Here is a 24,242-nt window from a genome sequence, read left to right on the forward strand (position 1 = left end):
TTAGTCACCTTCAGCCTGCGCGCGTTTACGTTCATAGGAGCGGGCGGCTCGGATGCGGTCACCACAACGCACGCTGCACCATCTACGTCGCGCATGGGTTCGTAACATGATGCGGTCGCAGTCGGGTGCTTCGCATTCAGAGAGTTTATCTGCTTCTTCGCCAGTCAGTAATGTGATGGCATCATAAGCGATGCGGGCGATGGCGTAATCCACCTCTTGGGTGAGGGGGTCTTCAATCCGCCGCGTGTACCGCCGGTTTTCTGCATCCCACGCTAGAGCGTTCATGGTGAGCGCTTCATGCGCTGTCTTATTAACGGCGTGAAGCGCACCCGGGTAGGGAGCGCGCTGCTCTAGGTACGCGTCAAACAGTTCTTTGATGACGTATCGAAAGCTGATGAATCTGCTGGCGCAATAGGCTTGTAGCTCATACGAGTTATTCACGATGTGGTGTTCGTGCGCCCATTCAGTGGCTGTTTCTGGGGTTCTGAGCAGATCGTATTGTTCGCCACCGGGTGTTGTATAGAGCGTATTTGCTAACGCTATGCAGGGGTGTTCTTGGCTTCCGGGTGCCGCAGGAAGGCGGGCGGTTCGGTGAGATTTTTCCATACTTCTCATGGTATCACTTGTATTTTTCCGTGAATATACCTATTGTTAATCACGGCAAAAATACATTTTATCCATGAGAGGAATACTTTTATGCCTGCAATTAACGTCATCACCGGCCCCACCGTCCTCATCGAATACGCGGGTTTGCGCTTCCTAACCGACCCCACCTTTGACGCACCTCAGGACTACGACTTGGGCATTACCGTTCTCAAGAAGACTGCCGGCGCACCCATCGCCCCTGAGTCAGCCCTCCCCATCGATGCAGTCCTGCTCTCGCACGACACCCACCCCGACAACCTTGACACCAGCGGTCGCGCCCTCCTCCCCAAGGTCGGTCACGTCATCACCACCGAAGACGGCGAAAAGAATCTTCAGGCAGAAGGCCTCACCAATGTCACCGGCCTGGCACCCTGGGATACCTTCATCGTGGCAAAGGGATCCACTGAAGTTACCGTCACCGCAATGCCTGCACTTCACGGCCCGAACATCCCCGAAATTCAGGAGGTAACCGGCCCCGTTATTGGCTTCCTCCTGCAGGCCGCAGGAGAACCGACCGTATATATTTCTGGCGACAACTCCGAACTTCACGTTGTAGAGGAAATTGCTCAGCGCATTGCGCCCGTTGATGACGCTATCCTTTTTGCGGGTGCAGCACGCCCCCTCGGACCCGAGCTCAGCGTAACCATGACCGCCGAAAATACCGCAAAGGCGGCAAAGCTTCTGGGCGCCCAGCGGGTGTACATTGCTCACACTGATTCCTGGGGCCACCTGGGTGAAGACTTGCAGGATACGATTCAGGCCTTTACCCGCGAGGGAATTGACCACAAGCTCATGAATAAGTAGGGCACTAAAAAAATCTGGGGTGTATGCAAACCACTGCATACACCCCAATTTTTGTATCAGCCCTTAGGTATCAACACTGTAGAACCACCAACAACCGGATAGACTCGAAGCTATGAGTACAAGCCCCTCCCCCAAACTTCTGGCGCCCGAAGACCTCGCACATGCCGTTGACTGCCTCGCGCTCGCCATGACGCTGGCAACGCGCGATCAGCCGTTCGGACCCGAGCACACGGTGTACCGGGTGGGCGGCAAGATATTTGCCATGTACACGGAGGGCATCGGCTACCCCATCGTGAACCTCAAAACCGACCCGGAAGAATCCGAGGTGCTGCGGCGTATCTACCCGAGCATCATCCCGGCATGGCACATGAATAAGCGGCACTGGATTTCCGTGGGTGCCGGCGAAGGCATAACCGAGCGGGTGCTAGAAGAGCTGGTGGAGGATGCGTACCTGCGCGTCATGTACTCACTACCCAAGGCGAAGCGACCCATCGAGTTCCGCGAGCGCCCGGTACCCGAAAAGCACTAGACAGAGAAACATGACGAGCATAGAAGGAACGACTTACCAAAGGCAACGTTTAACAGCGGAGCGGGTGAGCACCGGTCCGGACCACCGGCTTGCTCACCCGCTTTGCAAAGCACTTTCCTATCCACGGTTAGGAGGGTCATCAACCACAATGAACGCTCGAACCACCAAGCTCCCATCCCATATATTGCGGGGTTTAGTACCATGCACCACATGTGTGAATACGTGATAGTTGAGTCGGCACCCTTGCCAGACCTCCTATGCAGAGGAGGCGCTGACCTGGGTGCACTGAATATTCCCTTGAGTGACTCAGCTACGTCATGCGATGCAGCTGAGAGGGGATCGCTGTCCCCGCCCGAACTACCGACTCGGGCGAAGCGTGCTCTCGGGAACAATAATAACCTTTTTGCACCCTGGTGTCACTTTTGGATTGAGGTATTCCACCGGTTCCTATTGAGCGTATTTCAGGTGTTTTATAGTGCCGAACCCACATATCCAATCACAGCGAAATACCTGCGGATTTTAAGCCCCGAAAAATCAAGGAGGGGCCGCCCTAAACCCTCCTTATTTTGCCTCCACATGGGCTAATACCCACTTAAAGCAATATACAGAAAAGTTAGTGCGGCCCCTCACTATTTGAGATAAAAATGAGATAAACCCCTACTCAGAGCGATTACCGATGGGGTTTACCTATTAATTCCCCAGAGTGACCGGTTACTCGCCGCGACCCGTTAGTCGCTGAACTCCACCTTCTCGAAGCTCATGGTGCCATCAGCGTGAGAAACAACAGTATTCGGGTCACGCTCACGACGAGCCGCCGCGTACGCATCATGGCTTGCCTCATCAACCCAGCGGGTCACCACGAAATAGTCGCCGCCCTCATCCAGGGGGCGCCACAGCTCAAAACCCTCAAAGCCGGGGAAAGAGTCAGCGATGTGGCGGGCAGCGGCAAAGCGCTTCTCCAGCTCAGCACGGTTGTCGCCAACGACAGCCAAACGGTGAACCTTAACAACGGACATGTGTCCTCCTTCTGTTGAGTACGTGCTTTCAACGATGAAAGCGGGTTACAACCTCGCACCAGCTATAGGTGAGCTATGTTCTTAGCGAGGTTAACCTCAGAATAACGGTTCACGGGCACAAAAAATAGGGGTTAGCGCCAACTAACAGTTATATGACGCTAACCCCCATTCAGAGAATCACGAGGCACCCACAGGCACCCGTTCGAAGCTTAGGATTCCGGCTGGATCTGCACAGTATTAGGCTGCACGGTATTAGACTGTGCAGTATCAGGCTGTGCCGCCTGAGCCGCACTATCAGCCTGTGGTGCGGGGCTCTTCTTCGCCTTCTTCTGAGCCGCCTTCGCCGGGTTCGCAAAATGCACCCCGCGCTCAGCCAAGAAGCGGCGATCCTTCTTATCCCACTGCTCCACCGGGTACGCCTCCAACAGGTCCGGGCGGCGCTCCAGGGTGCGCTCAATCTGACGGTCACGACGCCAACGCGCAATCGCACCGTGATTACCCGACAGCAGCACCTCCGGCACCTCACGCTCACGCCACACCGCGGGCTTCGTGTACACCGGATACTCCAGCAGACCGCCCGTATGCGACTCCTCCTCCAGGGAGGCGGGGTTACCCATCGCGCCCGGAATCAGGCGGGTGATAGCCTCAATCATCGCCATGACCGCAACCTCACCGCCGTAGAGCACGTAATCGCCCAGGGACACGGGCATCACGCGGAAGCTCTCCTGCGCCCAGTCCAACACACGCTCATCAATGCCCTCGTAGCGCGCCGGAGCGAAGACAATATGCTTCTCCTCCGCCAGCTCATACGCCATCGCCTGATCGAAAACGGCACCCGCCGGGGACGGGACAATCAGCAGCGGGCGAGTATCAGCGGGGGTATCAGCAGCGGGCCCAGTGCCCTCAGACTCGGCACCCTCAGACGCATCTTCGGTAGCGTTTAGCGGGGAGGCGGCAAGCACCTCATCCAGAGCCAAACCCCACGGCTCCGCCTTCATCACCATGCCCGCGCCACCGCCATACGGGGTGTCGTCCACCGTGCGGTGACGGTCAAAGGTGTACTCACGCAGATCATGCAGGTGCAGATCCACCAGACCCTTCTCGCGCGCCTTACCCAGCAGGGACAGCTTCAGCGGCTCCAGGTACTCGGGGAAAATCGTGACCACATCGTAGCGCACGGACTACTCCCCCGCCTGCTCAGTCGCCTGCTCGGTCGCCTGCGCAGAATCCGGCTCAGCGTTCTGGTCTGCGTCCTCGACCAGGTCAATCAAACCCGCCGGAGGGGTCAGCAGCACAAAGCCGGGCTCATCCTCGGTCGAGGGAACCACCTCGGGCACAATCTCCTCAACAAAAGGAATCATGATCTCTTCACCCGCGCCGGAGGCAAGACGCGGCGAACGAGCCAGCTTAATCAGCAGCAGATCCTGAACCGGCATGGTCTGCAGACCGGTCACCTTACCCAGCGGCTTGCCCACAGCCGGGTTATCCACGGGGCTCTCACCCTCGGGAACGTCCGCGAGCAGGTACACGGGCAGGTTCACCAGCTCCTGCTCGTAGAAGCCCTCTTCGTCGCCCTCATCCTCGGGAACCTCGTAGACCAGGCGGCTGCCGCGCAGCTCCTCAGCCTGGTTGCGGGTGGTCACCTCATCAAAACGGACCACCAGAATCTTCTTGTTCCAGCGGGCACCGGCAACCGTCAGCTCACCGGTAGGCGCCACCGAAGCAGCGGCAGAGCCGGGCTTGAAATTCTCGATACCGAGCACCTCACCGCGGGCAAAACGCTCCTGCGGGGCATCAGTAAAGAGCTGAACCGTCACCTCACCACGAATACCGTGCGGCTTACCGATACGAGCCACCACAACCTGCATAATTTTCCTCCGCTGGATACAAGCTAAAAACCTACGCCGCGCACGTGCACGGCTCCCACTATTCTACCGGGCACTCCGGACGGGCGCATTCTGCCGCCAGCCCCACCCACAGGCCCCGGGTACGCGAACGCCCCCGCCTCCGGAAAAACCGGAAACGGGGGCGTTTCAAACGTTACGAGCTAGCGTCGCTTCTTGTCGGTGTCGATAATGTCGATACGCATCGGCTCGCCATCAGAAATAGCGTCCATCACCAGACGGATGCTCTTGGCGGTACGACCAGACCTGCCGATAACTCGGCCCAGGTCATCCGGATGTACGCGGACCTCAAGGGTTTCACGGTGACGCTGAGTGCGCAGGCGCACCTTCACTTCCTCCGGACGATCGACAATCCCTCGAACCAGGTGTTCGAGTGCGTCAGCCAACATAATTACTCAGCTGCTTCCTCAGCCTCAGCCTCGGGTGCTGCTTCCTCAGCAGCCTCTTCAGCCTTCTCAGCCTTGGGGGTGATAGCCTCGGGCAGGATTACGGAACCCTTTTCGGGAACAACGAACTCAGCCTTAGCCTCGACGGGCAGAACCTTGGACTCTGCCTTCTCGCCCTTGAATGCAGCCCAGTCGCCCGAGAGCTTCAGCAGAGCCAGAACCTGCTCGGTCGGCTGTGCGCCGACGGAGAGCCAGTACTGAGCACGCTCAGAGTTGATCTCGATACGCGAGGGGTGCTCGGTCGGGTGGTAAATACCAATCTCTTCGATGGTCTTACCGTCGCGCTTGACGCGCGAATCAGCGACCACAACGCGGTAACGAGGATCGCGGATCTTACCCATACGCTTGAGACGAATCTTAACAGCCACTTTAGTGGTTACTCCTGTTTCATAATTTGGTGCGAGGCACGCGGTTCAGCACCCGTGGGGCGGGCCATTCACGGCGCCTCTATGGACACAACGGCGCGCGAAGAGAGGGGTCGCGCGTCGCCGGGTACTCAGTTAGGGTATCAGAGCCCGAGATTTTAAGCTAGCGACACGGAAAAATAATTGCCACAGGCACCGAACATCACTTTTAAACAGCGTTCTGTGCCCGGTAGCCCCCTGCGCAACCGCCCTGTAGCCGCCGCTAGTCGAGGTTGCTCATCTCCAGAGTCTCCCCCGTCTCCAGGGCGCGGTAGCACTCACGCAGACGCTCCACCATCGACGGACGCACGTAGCCCTCCAGGTTCTCCGGAGCAACCCACTCATAGGTCACCAGCTCAGCATCCTGCAGGGTAATCTTCGTATCCGCCGCAATCACGCCGCCGTCATACATGTAGTAGGTCGAATCGCCCCACACACCCAGCGACAAGCCGTGGAAAATCAGCAGCACACGACCCAGCTTCACATCCAGGCCCAGCTCCTCCACAATCTCACGCTCACAACCGGGCTTGGGCGCCTCGCCAGCCTCCACGGTGCCGCCGGGAAGAATCCAGCCGTCCTTATAGTTCGGCTTCACCAGCAGCATCTCGCCGCGCTCATTACGAATCAGCGCGCCCGCCGCCAAACGGCGCGTGGGCAGGGTGGCGATAAAAGCCTTCAGCTCTTCATCGCTCAGATAGGAATCCTTCATGGCTTCTTTCCTTTAGCGGTCGGTTTTCTTTGCAGCGCGCTGCCTGATGCTACGCACTATACCCAGGGCACTCTCACGCAGTCCAGAGGGTGCCTGCTCCGTGGACGGGGCGGCATCCTCCACCGTGCGGTAGTGGCCCTCACGTAGGTCATCAATCAGAGTGCGCTTGGTCGAGGGATGCTCCCCTGCGGTGTCACCCGGATGCACCAGCTCAGCATCCGCCACCGGGCGGGCATGCTTCTTCATCTGCGTCTGCTCAAATGAACGCAGAACCGTCGGAATCAGAGCCGACTCAACCGTAGCGTTCAGGGCGAAGAGTGCTGCCGCCACCGAGAACTTACGGCTCGCCTTACCCTGAGCACGGCGGCGGCGCGCCACATTCGCCAAGGTCAGAGCGATAGCGCTCTGAGCCGTCACATCTGCACCCAGGACAAGACCCACACGGCGGGTCTTCGCACGAATCTGCTCGGCGGTCAGGCGCTTGCGGCGCGAACGAGGTGCGGGACTCTGAGCGGAAGAGCCCTGAGCGGAGGTGCTCTGCGGTGCGGGGGCCTGGGGTGCAGGACTCTGATCTGCAGAGCTTGAGGAAGTATCGGGCACGGTCTCAACGCTCGGGGCGGCTTCGTTCTGAGGTGCGAGCGCGGCAGAAGGCTCGGGAGCCTGCTGGCTTACCTTTGCCTCGTGCGATGCCTGCTCCTCGGTAGGCGAAGAGTCAGCCTCGTGCAGGGCGCTGTCAAGAGACAGGTAGCCCTCTTCGATCTCCACGAAGGAATCCGGCGCAGAGCCCTCCGGCGAACCCATGTGCGTGTACTCGTAGGGGATGTGCGCGTTGTTGAGAGCGTCCATCCACTCGGAGAGGGTCACGCGGCGACCGGTCGCCACCAGGCGGTAGCTACGGTCCAGGGGCGAGGTGTAGCCGCCCGGGTAGGGTTCAATCTCCTCATCGTCAAAAGAAGCATCCTCGGCGGGAGTACTCTCGGAGAAGGTAGCCTCAGCATCAATAGATACGGTCGCATCGGCAGACTGCGCGAGCTCCTCATCCTCGTTGCCGAACACGCGAGCCGTGCTAATCGACGCCACATCAAAACCGGTGGTCGGCACCAGCGCCAGCTCGGTAGGAACGTCCAGTAGCTGCAGCACCGACTCCAGCGCCAGGATATTGCTCGTATCGCGCAGGTACGCGTTCAGGCGGCGGCCGGTAATGGAATCAGCCTCCACACCAAACATCGCCATGACATTAGCGATGCCCTGCTCGATTTCTTCCTCATCGGAACCGAAAATCTTCGAACCCGAAAGCTCCGGGGCGCTACCGGGAAGCTCCGACAGCAGATCCTCCAACACGCCGCCAAAACGTGCAACTTCCTCACGGCTGAGAGCACGGTTCAGGCGCTTAGGCACACGCTGCCAAGTGAACTCCTCCACGATATTCTCGTAGGGTTCACCGAACGCCTCCAGGTACCACTCCTCATCCGAGTAGGGTTCGCGGGCGGGCTCCTCATAGACCACCAGGTGCTGCTGGTTCGCGTTACCCTCAGCAATCAGGGCGTTGCAGTTCAGCAGGCCCAGCAGCGCCATCAAATCCACCGGGTCGGCAGAAATAAGGGTCCACTCCCCCGCCGGCGCGGCAACAACCTGCCGAGTACCGGCAGGAAGGTACGCCAAAAGAAGCCCCGTAATCATGTCAATGGGCAGGTCAACGAGCATAGCGGCGTCACCGTCCACCAGAAACTCCAGCTCACCCTGACCGTTGGGCAGCTCCTCCCACACGGTCGCCTCACCCTCAAGGGCGGCACCGGTAACCGGTAGCTGATCCACCAGCTGCGCCACGTAATCCTCAACGGGAGTACCCACGTGCAGGTGGCCGTCAGCGACCTCCAGCACGTTCATGTAGCCCTCATCATCCACGGCGCACAGCACGTAGAGCTGCACCTGATGCTCACCCATCTCGTAGGCAATCAGCTCCGGGGAGGCGGCGGTCGCCTCAATAAGGGCGGCAATCAGCTCCTCATCGGTGGTGGAACGAGCCATGATGCGGCGGCGCTGAATCTTCTCCTCCAGCTCCATGGTCTGCTCGATGCGCTCATTGCGCTGCTTCTCGGCGGTGCGCTCCTCATCCTGGGCGCGCAGGTACTCGGGGCTATCCGATTCGCCGGTTCCGGCGGGTGCGGGGGCCTCATCCCACATGCCGGTGAGCTTATCGACGGTCCACTCTTCGCTCTCCAGGGCGGCGGCGAGGCGGTCAACCTTCGTGCGGTCGTTCCAGGCGCGCTGCGTATCGGGATCTTCCGCCTTCACCTCATCGTGCATGCTGCGGGCTTCACGAATGAGGTTCAGAATGGTTGCGGCAACGTCGTCAACGGCGGGGTCGTCGCTCTCACTGGAGTAGACGAGGTCGCCCGCCAGTTCGGCGGAGTGCTCCCCGTACTCGAGGGCGATACGCGCCCAGACGGGGGTGTACCCGGGAAGGATGCTCGAATCATTGTCGAAGCCGTCCGCAAAGTCGCCCGAAAGCTCCTCTTCAAGATCCTCTGCGAGAGCATCAGAGAAGCCCAGCGAGCCCTCCTCAGTTACAGACTCAACTGCAGATTCTCCAGCAGACTCGCCGGCAGGGTCCTCTACAGCATCGTCAGCGAAGGCGCGCTGAGACCACGGCGTGACCTGCTCATTCAGCTGATCATCCGCGTTCTCTCGATCCCAATTCTGCTCGTTCTGAGCCATTGATACCTTCCCTTCACACCCAATTCATGCACCCAAACCGGGCACCATACCGGTACGGGTGCGCCCCGTCACCACGTGCGCACCCGTACCACCCCTTACCGGGGCTCATATTTGCTCTTACTGCAGGAACTTCTCAAAGCCCTTCGGCAGGTTCATGCTGGACAGATCCATCTCCTGGTTCTGAGCCTGCTGACCGAATGCAGCACCAGCGCGAGCCTGCTGCGCCTTAGCTGCTGCCGCCTCCTGCGCCGCACGCTTCTGCGGGTTGCCGGAGCGAGCCTTCTTCTTCTTGTTGTTGTTCTTCGCGTTCTTACGAGCGCCACCAGCCGCAGCCGCCATACCGGGCATCTGCATACCACCGGGCATGCCGGGCATCTTGCCCGAAGCGAGCTTCTTCATCATCTTCTGAGCCTGAGCGAAACGCTCCATCAGCTGGTTCACCTCAGACACGGTCACACCCGCACCCTTAGCGATACGGGCACGACGAGAACCGTTAATGATGCGCGGAGCCACACGCTCGTGCGGGGTCATGGAGCGAACAATCGCCTCCACGCGGTCGATCTCGCGCTCGTCAAAAGCCTCAAGCTGCTGACGCATCTGAGCCGCACCGGGCATCATCATGAGCAGCTTCTTCATGGAGCCGAGCTTACGAATCTGCTGCATCTGAGCCAGGAAGTCCTCAAAAGTGAAGTCTTCCTGATCGATGAACTTCTTCGCCATGCGGTCGGCTTCTGCCTTATCCCACTGAGCTTCAGCCTGCTCAATCAGAGTCAGGATGTCACCCATATCCAGGATGCGGCTTGCCATACGGTCCGGGTGGAACTGCTCAAAGTCAGTGACGTTCTCACCGGTGGACGCGAACATAATCGGCTTGCCGGTCACCGAAGCCACCGACAGAGCCGCACCACCGCGGGCGTCACCATCAAGCTTAGACAGCACCACACCGGTGAAGTCCACACCCTCGTTGAAGGCGTTAGCGGTGTTCACGGCGTCCTGACCGATCATCGCATCGATGACGAACAGAACTTCGTGCGGTTCAATAGCGTCACGAATGTTACGTGCCTGCTGCATGAGCTCAGCGTCAACACCCAGACGACCCGCGGTATCGACAATCACCACGTCGTGCAGCTTAGCGCGAGCCTCAGCCACACCGTCACGTGCCACCTGCACGGGATCGCCGGTGGGTACGTCAAACTCGCTGGTCACACCGGGGTGCGGCGCGTACACGGGCACGCCCGCACGCTCACCAACGACCTTCAGCTGGGTCACCGCGTTGGGGCGCTGCAGGTCGGATGCAATCAGCATCGGGGTGTGGCCCTGACCCTTCAGCCAGTGAGCCAGCTTGCCCGCCAGGGTGGTCTTACCGGCACCCTGCAGACCCGCCAGCATGATGATGGTCGGGCCGCTCTTCGCCATGTTGATGCGGCGGGTCGAACCGCCGAGGATGCTCACCAGCTCCTCGTTCACGATCTTGACGATCTGCTGGGAGGGGTTCAGCGCCTCGGAAACTTCCGCACCGAGAGCGCGTTCCTTCACGTGGGCGGTAAATTCGCGGACCACGGGGACGGCGACGTCAGCGTCGAGCAGGGCGCGGCGGATTTCGCGGACGGTTGCATCAATGTCTGCCTCGGAGAGGCGGCCCTTGCCGCGCAGGTTCTTAAAAGTTGCCGTCAAGCGGTCGGAGAGAGAATTGAACACGAGCCGTGATCACTTTCTTAACGTTGAGGTGGCCCCCAGCCGCGAAGGCGAACGGGGATGGTTAGTCAGTCTTTAAGGATACAGGATGCGCGCTTTCTCCCCCGCCTCCGCTGTGGATAAGTGGCGCCGGTTCACCCTGAGCTCAGGATTTATGCCCAGGATTTACACTCAACGTCCCCTCCCGCACCCCTCAGCAAATGTGCGGCAGGTATCAGACTTACCCCCGTGTAGAGGCGCAACAGAAACCCTCAGCAGATGTTCCGCACCCCGCCTCAGCATGCTCAACACGTCAGATAGATTAGATTTTCTAGACAGCCTGGGTTAGAATTCTAAAGGTGTTACGCACAAATGCGTGATACGCCCGAGTGGCGGAATTGGCAGACGCGCCTGACTCAAAATCAGGTTCTTCGGAGTGTGGGTTCGAGTCCCACCTCGGGCACCAACGCAAAAGCGGCGGGAAAGATTCAAGCTTTCCCGCCGCTTTTCTGTATCCGCTTCTGTACCCCACCCGCACATCGGATGCGGCAACAATAAAGGCACAAGAAAGATAAAGACACAATAAAGCTAAAGACGTAAGAAACCGCCGCCCGGCCGTGAGAGTTCACGACCGGGCGGCGGTTCTATATACCTAGCGTGCAGGCTGAGGATTACCCTCAGCTACACATCGAAAAAGATTGGTGAGCGGCTTAGCGCTTGACCTCGTCCTCCTCGTAAGGACGCAGAGCCTCGCGCTCGCCCTCAGCACCGTGGACGCGGTGTACCTGAACCATGTTGGTGGTACCTGCGCGGCCTGCGGGAGCACCGGCAGCAACGACGACCAGGTCGCCAGCTTCTGCCAGACCGTTCTTCAGCAGGTACTCGTCCACGAAATGGAACAGACCTTCCTGATCGGTGATCATCTCAACCTGCTCAGCGTCAACACCCCACAGCATGGACAGGAAGGAGCGAACCTTCGAGCTGGTGGTGAACGCAACAATCGGGGTCTCGGGACGCAGACGTGCCAGACGACGTGCAGAGTCACCGGACTGGGTGAAAGTAACGATGAGCTTTGCGTCCAGCTGGTCAGCGATGTTCACTGCTGCGCGGGTGATTGCGCCACCGCGGGTGCGGGGCTTGCGGTCCAGCTCGGGCACGCGGTACAGGCCGCCCTTTTCGGTATCCTGAACGATTGCAGCCATAGCCTGCAGGGTCAGGATCGGGTACTTACCGACCGAGGTCTCACCGGAGAGCATCACAGCGTCTGCACCGTCGAGGATTGCGTTAGCGCAGTCAGAAACCTCTGCACGGGTGGGGACGGGGTTGTCGGTCATGGACTCGAGCACCTGGGTTGCCACGATGACGGGCTTTGCCCAGCGGCGTGCCATGTCGATAGCCTTCTTCTGGACGAGGGGAACCTCGGAGAAGGGCAGCTCAACACCGAGGTCACCACGAGCGACCATGATGCCGTCGAACTTGTCGATGATGTCCTGCAGGTTCTCAACTGCCTGGGGCTTCTCGATCTTGGCGATGACGGGTACGCGGATACCCTCTTCTTCCATGATCTTGTGGACGGGGTCAACGTCTGCACCGGTACGGACGAAGGAGAGTGCAATGATGTCTGCACCCATCTTCAGTGCGAAGCGCAGGTCGTTCGCGTCCTTCTCGGTCAGCGCGGGCAGGGAGACTGCTGCGCCGGGCAGGTTGATGCCCTTGTTGTTGGAGATGGGGCCACCGACGACCACGCGGGTGCGAACACGGGTGGGGGTTACCTCAATAGCTTCGAGGCGGATCTTACCGTCGTCGAGCAGGAGCTTGTCGCCGAGCTTTACGTCGCCGGGCAGACCCTTGTAGGTGGTGCCACAGATTTCTGCGGTACCTTCAACGTCTTCGGAAGTGATGGTGAAGTCTGCGCCGGGCTCAAGGTATTCCTTGCCGTTTGCGAAACGCTCGAGGCGAATCTTGGGGCCCTGCAGGTCGGCGAGGATAGCAACGTCCTTACCGAGCTTTGCAGACTCTTCACGGATGGTGTCATAGCGTGCCTGGTGCTCGGCGTGGTCACCGTGGCTCATGTTCAGACGGGCGACGTTCAGGCCAGCCTTGATTGCCTCGGAGATCTTCTCGGGGGACTCGATTGCCGGACCGATGGTTGCAACGATTTTTGCGCGCCTCATGTACCTAACCTTTGTGTGTTGTTTTGTGTGACCCCTGAGGGGTCACACTGATTTTCCGGGGAAGACTAACGTCAAATTCCCAATTATTCCCACGTGTTCTAACAAGTAACCACATGCCGGATGCGTGGGACTCTTTCTCAATTATAGGGGTTTTGCGCCCTCTTGGGTATGTTTCTCCCAGCTCTTTCCACCGAAGAACTTGTGTTTCACGTCGCATTTTATGCACCCCTTCCCCACCTACTGTTCACCTCACCCAAACCCACTTCACAGTCCCCGTGCCTCCATGTCGCCCAGAAAGTAAATTAGGGTGCTTTTCACCTATAGAAAATGGGCACTACGCAATATTTAGTCACACTCGAGAACCTTCGGGCGTGTTTCAAAAACATAGAGACACTCAGAGTGGGCTATGAGAAGATAGATAGGGCATCCAAGGGCTGGGCGATTTCACATTTTCGCGCGCCTAGCCTATATTGGAACCCATAATTAGTATTTGAAATGCGAAATATATCTGGAAGGTTCACAGATGACTACTCGCGTGCTGATTATCTTCGGCTCCACCTACGGCTACACCGAACAGTACGCCACCTGGCTGGCAGAAGATCTGCGTGCACTCCCACAGGCTCCCGAAGTTGAGACTGTCCCCGCCTCCAAGGTCACCCCCGAGCAGGCTGAGGCATTCGACGCTTTCGTCATTGCCGGTAGCGACTACGGTGGATTCCTCAACGGCGCACCGGCACTTCGCAAGAAGATCCTGCCGATCATTGCGCCCAAGAAGAACCGCACCGCGTTCTTCACCGTTTCCTTCACCGGTGAATACTCCAAGAAGCTGCTGGACAAGGCTGTCGCCAAGAGCTACACCCCCGAACTGACCGAAGGTCGCCCCGTCTACCACCTGCGTGGAGGCATCGACTTCGACAAGATTTCGCTGGCTCACAAGACCGCCCTGAAGGGCCCGGTGCGCGCATGGCTCATGGCGAACCCGCACCCGAACGAAGGTATTCAGCAGATGCTCGAATGCTACAAGACCGGCAAGGCTGAGTACATCGACCGCGAGACCCTCAAGCCGCTGGTCGAGGACATCGCCAAGTTCCTCTAAGCCCTCGAAATTTTAAAAAATTCGAGGAAAAATAAACTTTCGCCTCTTCCCTCCCGATCTTTCAGCCGGACACCAGAACCTGAAAGAGCGGGCGGGAAGAGCCGAGAAAAACGTGCCAACAGGCACCATATACGTGGTCGATGACTCTTCATCTCTCCTGCATCGACCATGAAACTCCGGGTGCCGGTGCGAGGCCGCGCCAAATACAGTACCCGGAACATGAGGGGTGGGTCTTTGTGTGTGCGGCCCACCCCTTTCCTTATGCCCAAAAGCCGACTCAAAAGTCGCAAGAGGCACCGCCCGGCGCATCAGCACCCGACTGCATCCCGGCAACGTAGCTCTAGATGCTGCGGCCCACCCTGAACAACGAACCGACACAGCGACGCCCCAATACAGCAGTCCACAGAGTGAAATTCGCAACACCCCGGCGTGTCGCGTGCCTAAAATTTTGTCCCAAAAACTTGAGCCAATAAATGCACCAACAAGCCACAAAGTAAAACAGGCACCCCAAAGATTCTAGGTTACTGTGCACTCTGCGAAAGATATGCCGCCAGAATGACACCCCAAATCATTGCGCACATCGGTGCAGGTACCGTACGCTGTTAGCTGTGTCAGCCGCATGACATACCCGGCAGCCGACACACACATCACTTCAACTACCCCACATATTCACTCGTGTCAGAAGCCCCCACACAGGGCCACATCGACACATCCACCTCTCAAACACAGGCAAAATCTATGAAGAAACTCCAGACTGCCGCACGCTCCGCGGCAGCCCGCTCCATCATGGCGTCCGCAGGTGCGCTCTCCCTGGTCGCCGCATCCCTCACCTCCGTTCCCGCCGCATTCGCCGCCCCCAACGCGAGCGCAGCCGCAGAGGTCAACCCCAATGCCTCCTACGAGGAGCTCACCTACGCCCCCGCCCCGGATGCATCCCTGGTCGAACGCTCCAACCCCGCCATGGGTGCGGGCGAGCGCGAACGCCTGGGCACCGCCAACGCGCGAACCGGCGCCACCTCCCCCGCTTCTACCGCAACTCTGAGCGGTATTTCCGCGACCCAGAGCTCCGCGCAGGGTCTGGGAGCTGGTCGAGCTCCGGCAGCCGGTCAGGCACTGGCACAGGGCCGCTCCGCATGGACCCCCTCCGGCGGCACCCTCGGTATGGACGTCTCCTCGCACCAGCAGAACGTGGACTGGGCGAGCGCCTACGCCGCAGGTTCCCGCTTCGCCTACGTGAAGGCAACCGAGGGCACCTACTACACCAACCCCTACTTCGGTCAGCAGTACAACGGCTCGGCGCAGGTCGGCATGGTGCGCGGCGCCTACCACTTCGCAAACCCCCGCACCTCCTCGGGTGCCGATCAGGCACGCTACTTCGTGCAGAATGGTGGCGCGTGGACTGCCGACGGCCAGACCCTGCCCGGCCTGCTGGACATCGAGTTCAACCCCTACCCCGCCTACGGCAACACCTGCTTCAACATGACCCCGGCGCAGCTGACCGCCTGGACCCGCGACTTCGTGGACACTTACCGTTCGCTGACCGGTCGCGCCCCGATGGTGTACACCGCAACCTCCTGGTGGTCGCAGTGCGTGGGTTCGCAGCAGTTCGGCGCTCTGCCACTGCACCTGGCGAGCTACTCAACCGTGGTCGGTGCAATTCCGGCGGGTTGGAGCGGCTACGACATTTGGCAGTTCACCGATTCGGGCCCGTTCGTGGGTGACTCGAACTTCTTCCCCGGCACCGTGAACGATCTGAAGGTTCTGGCGAAGAACCCGAAGGCTGTGCACCGCAACTGGTCGAACGGCCAGGATCGCGTAGCGGAAGACCGTGCGGCAGAAGATCGCGCCGCTCAGGATTCTAACGTGGTGACCACCGCGACTGGCTCGATTGATATTCGCACCGGCATCGGTAACTTCTGGAATAAGAATCGTTCCTTCTACGGCAACCCGATTGGCACCGAGTACTCTCTGGGTCACGGCGTGTATGCGCAGAAGTTCACCAACGGCAAGACCATCTACTGGACGAACTCTCACGGTTCGCACTGGCTGGTCACCAACGGCGGCCTGGATTATAAGTTCCGCTCGGACGTGGCACGATTCCGCGGCCTGACCACCGACGAGGAAACCCGCTCCGACACCATCGCAGTCTCCTTCGCTAACGGTGAAGGCGCCTACTGGTCCAACGCGTACGGCACCCACATCATCAATGAGCGCGGCTCCATCTACGCGACCTGGCGTGCAGCTGGCATGAGGGGCGTGCCTACCACTGACGAGCAGAATCTGGGCAACGGCATCATCAAGCAGGAATTCACCGGCAGCACCACCTACGTGTGGTCCGCACAGACCGGCACCCACCGCCTGCACACCGGCGGCGCGTTCTACCACCGTTTCCTGCAGCACCGCGGCACCTGGGGTGCACCGGTGACCGATGAAACCGCCACCTCCACGGGTGCTCAGGTGCGATTCGCCTCCGGCAAGGTACTGCTCTGGTCGGATGCGTACGGTGCGTACGAGACCAACGGTAACGGCGCAATCTTCAAGCACTGGGAGAAGAATACCGCTCGCTACGGTGCGGCACGCGGCGACGAGTCCTACGCGAACGGCGTGTACTACATGGACTTTGAGCGTGGCACGATCCGCTGGACCGCGCGGCGCGGTATCTACTAAGAGCGTGGCATTTACTCAACGGCGCGGCAGCTAATAAACACTGCAACGCGCATATAAAAACGAGGGGCACCTGGCAGAGGTGCCCCTCGTTCTTTTGCTACAGGAAGCATCTTCTGAACAACACAAAAATCAAGATGCGTTCTGCAGCGGGTGGGTTACCGAGTGAGTAGAGAACCCGGCTATGTTACCCGTGCCGGCAGGTAAATTTATAGCGTGGCGGGCGAACCACCACGAAGTCATGCAGTGTCCTAAAAGCCCCGGATTAGTGTGGCGGACATAGTCCCCATTGACTATGTCCGTGGGGCCCACACTAATCGTTGGTGAGACCTCAATCCGAAGGTGTCTAGAGGGGCGCCTGGCCGGAATTAAGGACTCAACGGTGAATAACGGCACGGTACGAAGATGCTGAAATTCACCCGGGTATGGCGTTCTGGGAGAAGGAATCGATATCTAGGAGGGCCGAAACCTTCACACGTCATATCCCGTTACATCTAGGGTAGGTGCAGGGGCGTTCGAAACCTATCTCTTCGGCAAATATTACGCTTCAACCAGTGGTTGAATGTTTACAATACAAGTATGCATTTTGAGGCCTATAGATGTCAAACAAAATGCTATATTGAACTAATTTTGTGAAAATTTTGAGATATTCCCCGATATTTTCAAAAATAAATTCCCGCATATATTACGTTTAGGTGCCTAGTACTCACAGAGGTTTTCAGCTCCTCACGATAACGGCTCTCAAAACTCGGAACCCTAAAACGCCGCGTTAAAAACACTAAGGCGCACCCCGCGTCGTATGCACAGCAGAAAGAGTACCCCTACTCCCCCGCCACACGGGATGCGCCCTAGGCGCTATAACCATCGAAACTACCGGCAAGACCCCAGCCGAGTGAGACCTTGAAGCCCTACCGGGCGCCTCGACCCATCCGCTAGCTTAGAGGCTAGCGAAGTCCAGAACCATACGGCCGGTAATCTTACCCGCCGCCATTTCCTCGAAGACAGCCGGTGCCTCGTCAACCTCACGCAGCTGAACCACCGGAACCACGATGCCGTCAGCACCGAACTGGAATGCCTCCGCCAAATCCTGACGGGTACCCACCAGGGAGCCCACCACGCGGATGCCGTCCAGAATAATCTTCACAATGGACAGCTCCATCATCTCCGAGGGCAGACCAACAGCCACCACGGAACCGCCCGCACGAACCGACTCGACAGCCTGGTTGAACGCAACCTTCGATACCGCGGTCACCACAGCAGCGTGAGCGCCACCGCCGGTCAGCTCGCGAATACGAGCCGGAACATCCTCAACCTCACGGCCGTTGATGACGTGATCAGCACCGGTCTCACGAGCCAGAGCCAGCTTGTCGTCATTGATATCAACAGCGATAACCTTGGCGCCGAAAACCTTCTTAGCGTACTGAACAGCCAGGTTGCCCAGACCGCCAGCGCCGTAAGCAACCAGCCACTCACCGGGGCGAACCAGCGACTCCTTAATTGCCTTGTAGGTGGTCACACCAGCGCAGGTAATGGAGCTTGCCTGTGCCGGGTCAAGGCCCTCGGGAACCTTCACAGCGTAATCAGCGGTCACCAAGGTGTACTCACTCATGCCGCCATCAACCGAGTAGCCTGCGTTCTTCACCGAACGGCACAGGGTCTCACGGCCCGAGGTGCAGTACTCACAGTGGCCGCAGCCCTCGAAGAACCAAGCCACCGACACGCGGTCCCCTTCCTTCAGGGACTCAACGCCCTCACCGACCTTGACGACACGGCCGATGCCCTCGTGGCCCAGAATACGACCCGGAACCTCACCGAAATCACCGGAAGCCACGTGCAGGTCAGTGTGGCACACGCCCGAGTACTCAATCTTCACGAGCGCCTGGCCGTAACCGACAGCCGGAACGGGAACCTCACGGACAACAACCGAACCGTCAACCTTCTCAGGGACAACAACAGCCTTCATGGTTTCCTTGCACATGACCTAAACTCCTTAGTCATCGGTGGCCGCGCTCAAGCCGCAATCTGCAATCTGCGCTGTGCAACCTAGCGGGGTGAGCGCGCGTATTCTTTACATTTCCACCGTAAAATGATGAGCCGCCAATCTAAAGGACCTTCCCCGAATATGACAGAGGGGTTAGATAGAGGCGTTCTCACGAGCAAGGAGGAGCTTTCGATAAGGTCCATTCCGACCAATGCGCTAAACCGCCAAAGGTTGATATGACGCTATGACGAAACAACACAGAAGATGAGAATGCCTCCCAAACAAGCGGCTTGGGAGGCACTCAGAAAAAATTTAAATATTAAGTTTGAGGCGCATACCACCCTAAAGAAAGGGTTCAATCTGCACCTATACGATTCCTACAGGCTCACAGGAACTCTTAGCCGATGAGACTTAGCTGCCTAGAAGCAGAAAGCAACCTCAATATAACCAGCACCGCGCTCACCCGGACCATTCGGAGCATTCAACGCCCAACCCAGATCCATGATGCGCACCGTAGAATCCATGAACGTACCGCCGCCAGCGCCACCGCCAGCCAGCTGCACCGAACCCACCGCATAGCGGGCACGAGCCGAATCGTTATTCCACTTCTGCGACACCACACGAGCCGAAACGCTCAACGCAGCGCCGGAGCCGCCGCCGCCATAACCGGCGCCACCGCCTCCAGAAACCACCGACTGGTAGCCGTTAAACAGCTCACCAGCGTTCGACGGGCGGTTATCGGTACCCTCCGGAGTCTGATCCCACTGGTACGAATAGCTCGCCACACCATCGGCACCCTTCGCGCGGAAACCGCTCGCACCCGCCGCACCGGCAGTCGCAGTGCTCACCAGCTTCTGGGTGGAGGTGCTCGAAAAACCAATCACCGAACCGTCAACAGTCGGCGGGTTCAGCTTCTCACCGCCGGCACCGCCCACACCACCGGCGGCACCCGAACCCGGGTTCACCGTCAGAATCGGATTAGGCTGCGCCTCGTACGAGGTGAAACCAACAAAACCGGGCGAACCGTCGCCGTCACCCGAACCAGCGCCACCACCGGTGCTGAACTGGTGCTCGCCACCGGAGCTATCAAGCGAATAGTGCGCGGTCGGGCGCACAGCACCCGCATTCGCGGGGTTCGGCAGAACCGTCGCATACGACGCCAGAACGCCAGCACCGCCGCCGCCACCGGCAACAATCATCGGCACGCCATCCACCTCAATAGCGGACGAACCACCGCCGGACGCCGAATACAGCACAGCGCTCATGCCGCCGCGACCGGTCACACCGCCAGAAATGCGGGTCAAATCATTAATCGCAGAAACAACGTTCGCGGGAACCGGCGAAGAAGCCTTCGAGGAGCCGCCCACACCGTAGCCGTCGCCGCCCTCAGCAGGCTTCAGCTCACCATTACCGATACCACCCGAACCGGCAGTCAAAGTAATAGTCTGGCCGCCGCGCACAGCCATAGAACCCTCCACCATGGCACCGGAACCGGCATCAGCCACAGTGTAGTTCGTGCCGCCGGCACCGCCCACAGCGGTAAAACGCATACGCTTAGCGCCCGCAGGAACCGTCAGCACGGCAACCTTCTTCACGCCGTCACCGGCAGTGATCATCGTCGAATCCTCGTAAGGTCCGGTGCACTCGCCTTCCTCATCAGAAGCCGCATACGCCGGAATCACCGACGACGCCACAACAACCGGGGCAGCCCACGCCGCACCAGCCACCAGGCGGCGGCGAGACAGACCAGGGCGAGAAGAAGGAGAAACGGGGCGCAAAGAATCGCCGGCAGAAGAGCTCACGATAAAAATCCTGTACGTTGAGTGGGTGTTTCTAAACGCAGACGCGACGGGCGTTCAAAGAGCCTCATACTCCTTACGCGGAGCCTCATGCCCCTTACGCGGGCACCCGCCACACGCAATACCTCTATTATGCCTTCTCAACAGCCCAAATCCACGCAGGGCACCGGCACGTGCCACCATGAGAACATCCACCAGCAAGAAACAGACAGCAAGCACAAATAGCGGGCACAAAAAACCGCCGGACGGGGGGCGCTCCCCCGTCCGGCGGTTTTTCTATGAAATTTAGATAGAGCTAGAAGATGAAAGCTAGGAGCCCTTCGTCGAAGACTCCGAAGAGTCAGAATCCTCGGCGGGCTCTGCCTTCTCAGATGCCTTCTCTTCAGCGCCATCTGCAGGCTCATCTGCGGCAGGCTTCGGAGCAATCTCTGCAGGAGCCGGCTCAATACCCGCAGCAGCCTTCGCCACAGCACGACGACCAGCCACCACAAAACCAGCAGCACCCAGCAGAACCAGCAGCAGAGCAGTCCACACGTGAATACGAACGCCCCAGAGCATCTCCGAGGTATCAATACGCAAGAACATCTCAATGAAGAGGCGACCCACGCCGTAGTAGAACACGTACAGCCACAGGGTCTGACCCAGCTTCAGCACGCCCTTACGGCTCAGCCACAGCAACAACGCCACGCCCAGCAGGTTCCACAGCGACTCGTACAGGAACGTCGGATGGAACAGCGTGCCGGCCGGATACTGCGAGGGGAAATTACCGCTCGACGCGCTAATCTCCAGACCCCACGGCAGAGTCGTCGGCTTGCCGAACAGCTCCTGGTTGAACCAGTTACCCCAGCGGCCAAACGCCTGCGCCAGCAGAATACCCGGCGCTACCGCATCCGCAAAAGCCGGGAAATTCATGCCGTAGCGGCGACAACCATACCAGGCGCCCAACGCGCCAACCGACACGGCACCCATAATGCCGATGCCGCCCTCCCAAATCTTCAGGAAAGCCCACGGATCAGCAACATTCGGACCGAAATAGCTACCCGGGTCAGTAATCAGCACGTGGTAGGCGCGGGCACCAATAATGCCCGCCGGAATAGCCCACATCGCCACGTCAAAAACGCGCTCAGGGGTACCACCCGCCGCCTTCCAACGGCGAGAACCCAGCCACAAGCACACCGCCATACCCGCAAGAATACACAGGGCATAGAAATGCACACGGAACGGGCCCAGCTGCAGGTACGAAACGCTTGGAGAGGGAATCGAAGCCAGCACGTTAGCTACCGGCACGCTCGCCAGCGACAGCACATCAGACATTAGCCTTCACGCCCCGCCAGCTCACGGGTCAGCTTAGCCACCGCCTCAACACCGCCAGAAGCCAAAGCCTTCACCAGTGCGGTACCGACAATCACGCCGTCCGCATACTCGCCGATCTCCTCAACGTGGGCACGAGTCGAAACGCCCAGACCCACGCACGCACGAGGCGCACCGGCAGCCTTAATGTCCGCAACCAGGGTGCGAGCCGCCTCCGACACGGAGGTGCGGGCACCGGTCACGCCCATCACCGACACGGCGTACACGAAGCCGCTCGACGCCTTCGCAATAGTCGCCAGACGCTCCGGCGAAGAAGACAGAGCAGCCAAGAAAATACGGTCCAGACCGTACTCATCAGAAGCTTCAAACCACGACGACGCCTCATCAGGCACCAGGTCCGGGGTAATCATGCCCGCACCGCCGGCAGCCGCCAAATCACGCGCGAAATTCTTCACACCGTACGCCAGAACCGGGTTCCAGTACGTCATCACGACAACCACCGCGTCGGTCGCCTCGGTAATGCGGCGGACCGCCTCAAACAGCTGAGGAAGCTTGAAACCGTTCTCCAGCGCCACGCCGGTAGCCTTCTGAATCACCGGGCCATCCATGACCGGATCAGAATAAGGCACGCCCAGCTCAATAATGTCCGCGCCGTTATTGCCCAGAGCAATCGCCGCGTCAATCGACTCGTCCAGGGTCGGGAAGCCCACCGGCAGGTAGCCAATCAGCGCCGCACGGCCCTGCTTCTCGCACTCAGCCAAACGAGCCGCCAGAGGCGACTGCGCATTCGGAGCGGGGAAAGAACCATCCAGCACCGTAAAAGGTGCCGACTGAGAAATAGCGTCCTGGTAGCTCATTACTTAGCCTCACTTTCAGCCTGTGCGTTCTGTGTAGCGGATGCGGCAGCTTCCTTATTACCGGTCATCAGGGTCGAGGACGGAATCGCCTTACCCAGGCCGAACCACTTCAGTGCGGTCTCCATGTCCTTATCGCCGCGGCCCGACAGGCAGACAATCATCGTCTTCTCGCGTGCCGCCTCCGGATCCTCAGCAGCCCAACGTTGGCACACGCGCAACGCGCCCGCCAGAGCGTGTGAGGACTCAATCGCCGGGATAATACCCTCGGTGCGGCAGAGCAGACGCAGAGCGTCCATCGCCTCGGTATCAGTCACCGGCTCGTAGGTCACGCGACCAATATCGGACAGGTAGGAGTGCTCCGGACCCACACCCGGGTAATCCAGACCAGCAGAAATCGAATGGGACTCAATGGTCTGGCCGTCCTCATCCTGCATCAGGTAGGTCATCGCGCCGTGCAGCATGCCCGGGCGGCCCAGAGTAATGGTCGCCGCGTGGCGGCCGGTCTCCACGCCGTCGCCGCCAGCCTCAAAACCGTAAATCTCAACCGAAGAATCGTCCAAGAACGCGTGGAACAGACCAATCGCGTTCGAACCGCCACCCACGCAGGCAGCAATACCATCGGGCAGGCGGCCGGTCTCAGCCAGAATCTGCTCGCGCGCCTCCTCACCGATAGCGTCGTGGAAGAAACGCACCATCGCCGGGAACGGGTGCGCACCCGCAGCGGTACCCAGCAGGTAGTGGGTGTTCTCAACGTTCGAAACCCAGTCGCGCAGCGCCTCATTAATGGCGTCCTTGAGGGTGCGGGAACCGTTCTGAACCGCAATCACCTTCGCGCCCAGCAGCTGCATACGAGCCACGTTCAGCGACTGACGCTCAGTGTCTTCCTCGCCCATGTAGACCACGCACTCCATGCCGAAGAGCGCAGCCGCGGTCGCAGTCGCAACACCGTGCTGACCCGCACCGGTCTCAGCAATCAGACGGGTCTTACCCATACGCTTAGCCAGCAGAGCCTGACCAATCACGTTATTAATCTTGTGGCTACCCGTGTGGTTCAGGTCCTCACGCTTGAGGAACACACGCGCACCAGCATGCTCAGAGAACTTCGGAACCTCAGTCAGCAGCGACGGACGGTTCGAATACTCAGCAGAAAGACGCTGGAACTCAGCAATGAACTCGGGGTCGTTCTTCGCCTCGTTAAAGGTTGCCTCCAGCTCATCCATGGCGGCAATCAGCGACTCGGGCATCCACCGCCCGCCGTACTCACCAAAATAGGGGCCGGGGGCATTCTTCAACGACTCGCCGTTGAGGAAAGCATCTGCCAGGTTCTCGCTCATCACTATTCCTTCCCTGGATGGTTGCCGCCGGATGCGCACCGCGGGTAGGGCGGGGCATCAGGCCTGATCACAACGAAACACCACGCCAACCGCGAATAGGCGGGCGGTGTTCGCACATATCCCCCTATAGTACCCGGGTACAGGCGGTGACCTGTACCCCGGGGTGCACATGACCAT

The 24,242-nt window shown here is 59.3% G+C and carries 19 protein-coding genes and 1 tRNA gene; 5 read left to right on the forward strand and 15 right to left on the reverse strand.

The genetic code is table 11. The features are described from left to right. Complete coding sequence (locus tag HMPREF2884_RS04360) at positions 1-606, reverse strand: CGNR zinc finger domain-containing protein (protein ID WP_070615918.1); 606 nt, start codon at positions 604-606, stop codon at positions 1-3. Between the two features lie 90 nt (positions 607-696). Between HMPREF2884_RS04360 and HMPREF2884_RS04365 the strand changes: the two genes are divergently transcribed. Then, a complete protein-coding gene (locus tag HMPREF2884_RS04365; protein ID WP_070615920.1) occupies positions 697-1,449 on the forward strand; it encodes an MBL fold metallo-hydrolase in 753 nt (250 codons plus the stop codon). A gap of 112 nt (positions 1,450-1,561) precedes the next feature. Further along, on the forward strand, positions 1,562-1,978 hold the full coding sequence (locus HMPREF2884_RS04370; protein WP_070615922.1) for an MmcQ/YjbR family DNA-binding protein: 417 nt from the start codon (positions 1,562-1,564) through the stop codon (positions 1,976-1,978). Between the two features lie 728 nt (positions 1,979-2,706). Here the strand turns inward: HMPREF2884_RS04370 and HMPREF2884_RS04375 are convergent. From HMPREF2884_RS04375 to ffh, 8 genes are all read right to left on the reverse strand, one after another. Next, the gene (locus HMPREF2884_RS04375; RefSeq protein WP_049327787.1) at positions 2,707-2,994 is read right to left on the reverse strand and encodes an antibiotic biosynthesis monooxygenase family protein; all 288 of its coding nucleotides are present in this window, start codon (positions 2,992-2,994) and stop codon (positions 2,707-2,709) included. A gap of 209 nt (positions 2,995-3,203) precedes the next feature. Then, on the reverse strand, positions 3,204-4,172 hold the full coding sequence (gene trmD / locus HMPREF2884_RS04380) for a tRNA (guanosine(37)-N1)-methyltransferase TrmD (RefSeq protein WP_070615924.1): 969 nt from the start codon (positions 4,170-4,172) through the stop codon (positions 3,204-3,206). A gap of 3 nt (positions 4,173-4,175) precedes the next feature. Then, on the reverse strand, positions 4,176-4,862 hold the full coding sequence (gene rimM, locus HMPREF2884_RS04385) for a ribosome maturation factor RimM (protein ID WP_070615926.1): 687 nt from the start codon (positions 4,860-4,862) through the stop codon (positions 4,176-4,178). A gap of 179 nt (positions 4,863-5,041) precedes the next feature. Then, positions 5,042-5,287, reverse strand: a complete 246-nt coding sequence (locus HMPREF2884_RS04390) for an RNA-binding protein (RefSeq protein ID WP_070615929.1) — start codon at positions 5,285-5,287, stop codon at positions 5,042-5,044. Positions 5,288-5,289: 2 nt separating this feature from the next. Beyond that, positions 5,290-5,712 carry a 30S ribosomal protein S16 gene (gene rpsP / locus HMPREF2884_RS04395; RefSeq protein ID WP_049358453.1) on the reverse strand — a complete coding sequence of 141 codons (423 nt, stop codon included), beginning with the start codon at positions 5,710-5,712 and terminating at the stop codon, positions 5,290-5,292. A 259-nt stretch (positions 5,713-5,971) separates the two neighbouring features. Then, positions 5,972-6,457, reverse strand: a complete 486-nt coding sequence (locus HMPREF2884_RS04400) for an NUDIX domain-containing protein (RefSeq protein WP_012903358.1) — start codon at positions 6,455-6,457, stop codon at positions 5,972-5,974. Between the two features lie 12 nt (positions 6,458-6,469). Then, on the reverse strand, positions 6,470-9,175 hold the full coding sequence (locus HMPREF2884_RS04405) for a hypothetical protein (RefSeq protein WP_070615931.1): 2,706 nt from the start codon (positions 9,173-9,175) through the stop codon (positions 6,470-6,472). 117 nt (positions 9,176-9,292) lie between these two features. Continuing rightward, positions 9,293-10,873, reverse strand: a complete 1,581-nt coding sequence (gene ffh / locus HMPREF2884_RS04410) for a signal recognition particle protein (RefSeq protein WP_049342095.1) — start codon at positions 10,871-10,873, stop codon at positions 9,293-9,295. A 359-nt stretch (positions 10,874-11,232) separates the two neighbouring features. Here ffh and HMPREF2884_RS04415 point away from each other — a divergent pair. Then, positions 11,233-11,315 (forward strand) — tRNA-Leu (locus HMPREF2884_RS04415). Between the two features lie 244 nt (positions 11,316-11,559). Here the strand turns inward: HMPREF2884_RS04415 and pyk are convergent. Further along, positions 11,560-13,023 (reverse strand): pyruvate kinase, encoded by a 1,464-nt coding sequence (pyk, locus tag HMPREF2884_RS04420; protein ID WP_070615941.1) that lies wholly within the window; start codon positions 13,021-13,023, stop codon positions 11,560-11,562. 523 nt (positions 13,024-13,546) lie between these two features. On the opposite strand from pyk, the gene HMPREF2884_RS04425 reads away from it, so the two are divergent. Next, complete coding sequence (locus HMPREF2884_RS04425; protein WP_049327782.1) at positions 13,547-14,119, forward strand: flavodoxin domain-containing protein; 573 nt, start codon at positions 13,547-13,549, stop codon at positions 14,117-14,119. A gap of 738 nt (positions 14,120-14,857) precedes the next feature. Next, on the forward strand, positions 14,858-16,786 hold the full coding sequence (locus tag HMPREF2884_RS04430; protein WP_070615944.1) for a GH25 family lysozyme: 1,929 nt from the start codon (positions 14,858-14,860) through the stop codon (positions 16,784-16,786). 934 nt (positions 16,787-17,720) lie between these two features. Here HMPREF2884_RS04430 and adhP read toward each other — a convergent pair. The 5 genes from adhP to trpB form a co-directional block, all read right to left on the reverse strand. Then, entirely contained in the window at positions 17,721-18,761 is a 1,041-nt protein-coding gene (gene adhP, locus HMPREF2884_RS04435; protein ID WP_005505671.1) for an alcohol dehydrogenase AdhP, read from the reverse strand. A 422-nt stretch (positions 18,762-19,183) separates the two neighbouring features. Further along, positions 19,184-20,566: a phosphoenolpyruvate synthase gene (locus HMPREF2884_RS04440; protein WP_070615946.1), complete on the reverse strand. Its 1,383-nt coding sequence runs from the start codon at positions 20,564-20,566 to the stop codon at positions 19,184-19,186. 306 nt (positions 20,567-20,872) lie between these two features. After that, positions 20,873-21,877: a prolipoprotein diacylglyceryl transferase gene (lgt, locus tag HMPREF2884_RS04445; protein ID WP_070615948.1), complete on the reverse strand. Its 1,005-nt coding sequence runs from the start codon at positions 21,875-21,877 to the stop codon at positions 20,873-20,875. After that, entirely contained in the window at positions 21,877-22,731 is an 855-nt protein-coding gene (trpA, locus tag HMPREF2884_RS04450) for a tryptophan synthase subunit alpha (protein WP_049327777.1), read from the reverse strand. Before trpA ends, lgt begins: the two co-directional genes overlap by 1 nt. After that, positions 22,731-24,065, reverse strand: coding sequence for a tryptophan synthase subunit beta (trpB, locus tag HMPREF2884_RS04455; protein WP_070615949.1), 1,335 nt, complete (start codon positions 24,063-24,065; stop codon positions 22,731-22,733). Before trpB ends, trpA begins: the two co-directional genes overlap by 1 nt. Positions 24,066-24,242: the final 177 nt, after the last annotated feature.

It is taken from the genome of Rothia sp. HMSC073B08 (assembly GCF_001812975.1).
In the GTDB taxonomy this organism is placed as follows: domain Bacteria; phylum Actinomycetota; class Actinomycetes; order Actinomycetales; family Micrococcaceae; genus Rothia; species Rothia mucilaginosa.

Coding starts and splice junctions, on each gene's coding strand:
- rimM (WP_070615926.1), bottom strand. CDS start 4,862: ATGCAGGTTGTGGTGGCTCGTATCGGTAAGCCGCACGGTATTCGTGGT.
- trpA (WP_049327777.1), bottom strand. CDS start 22,731: ATGAGCTACCAGGACGCTATTTCTCAGTCGGCACCTTTTACGGTGCTG.
- HMPREF2884_RS04405 (WP_070615931.1), bottom strand. CDS start 9,175: ATGGCTCAGAACGAGCAGAATTGGGATCGAGAGAACGCGGATGATCAG.
- HMPREF2884_RS04365 (WP_070615920.1), top strand. CDS start 697: ATGCCTGCAATTAACGTCATCACCGGCCCCACCGTCCTCATCGAATAC.
- lgt (WP_070615948.1), bottom strand. CDS start 21,877: ATGTCTGATGTGCTGTCGCTGGCGAGCGTGCCGGTAGCTAACGTGCTG.
- HMPREF2884_RS04390 (WP_070615929.1), bottom strand. CDS start 5,287: ATGTTGGCTGACGCACTCGAACACCTGGTTCGAGGGATTGTCGATCGT.
- pyk (WP_070615941.1), bottom strand. CDS start 13,023: ATGAGGCGCGCAAAAATCGTTGCAACCATCGGTCCGGCAATCGAGTCC.
- HMPREF2884_RS04425 (WP_049327782.1), top strand. CDS start 13,547: ATGACTACTCGCGTGCTGATTATCTTCGGCTCCACCTACGGCTACACC.
- HMPREF2884_RS04430 (WP_070615944.1), top strand. CDS start 14,858: ATGAAGAAACTCCAGACTGCCGCACGCTCCGCGGCAGCCCGCTCCATC.
- trpB (WP_070615949.1), bottom strand. CDS start 24,065: ATGAGCGAGAACCTGGCAGATGCTTTCCTCAACGGCGAGTCGTTGAAG.
- HMPREF2884_RS04370 (WP_070615922.1), top strand. CDS start 1,562: ATGAGTACAAGCCCCTCCCCCAAACTTCTGGCGCCCGAAGACCTCGCA.
- adhP (WP_005505671.1), bottom strand. CDS start 18,761: ATGTGCAAGGAAACCATGAAGGCTGTTGTTGTCCCTGAGAAGGTTGAC.
- HMPREF2884_RS04400 (WP_012903358.1), bottom strand. CDS start 6,457: ATGAAGGATTCCTATCTGAGCGATGAAGAGCTGAAGGCTTTTATCGCC.
- HMPREF2884_RS04375 (WP_049327787.1), bottom strand. CDS start 2,994: ATGTCCGTTGTTAAGGTTCACCGTTTGGCTGTCGTTGGCGACAACCGT.
- HMPREF2884_RS04360 (WP_070615918.1), bottom strand. CDS start 606: ATGGAAAAATCTCACCGAACCGCCCGCCTTCCTGCGGCACCCGGAAGC.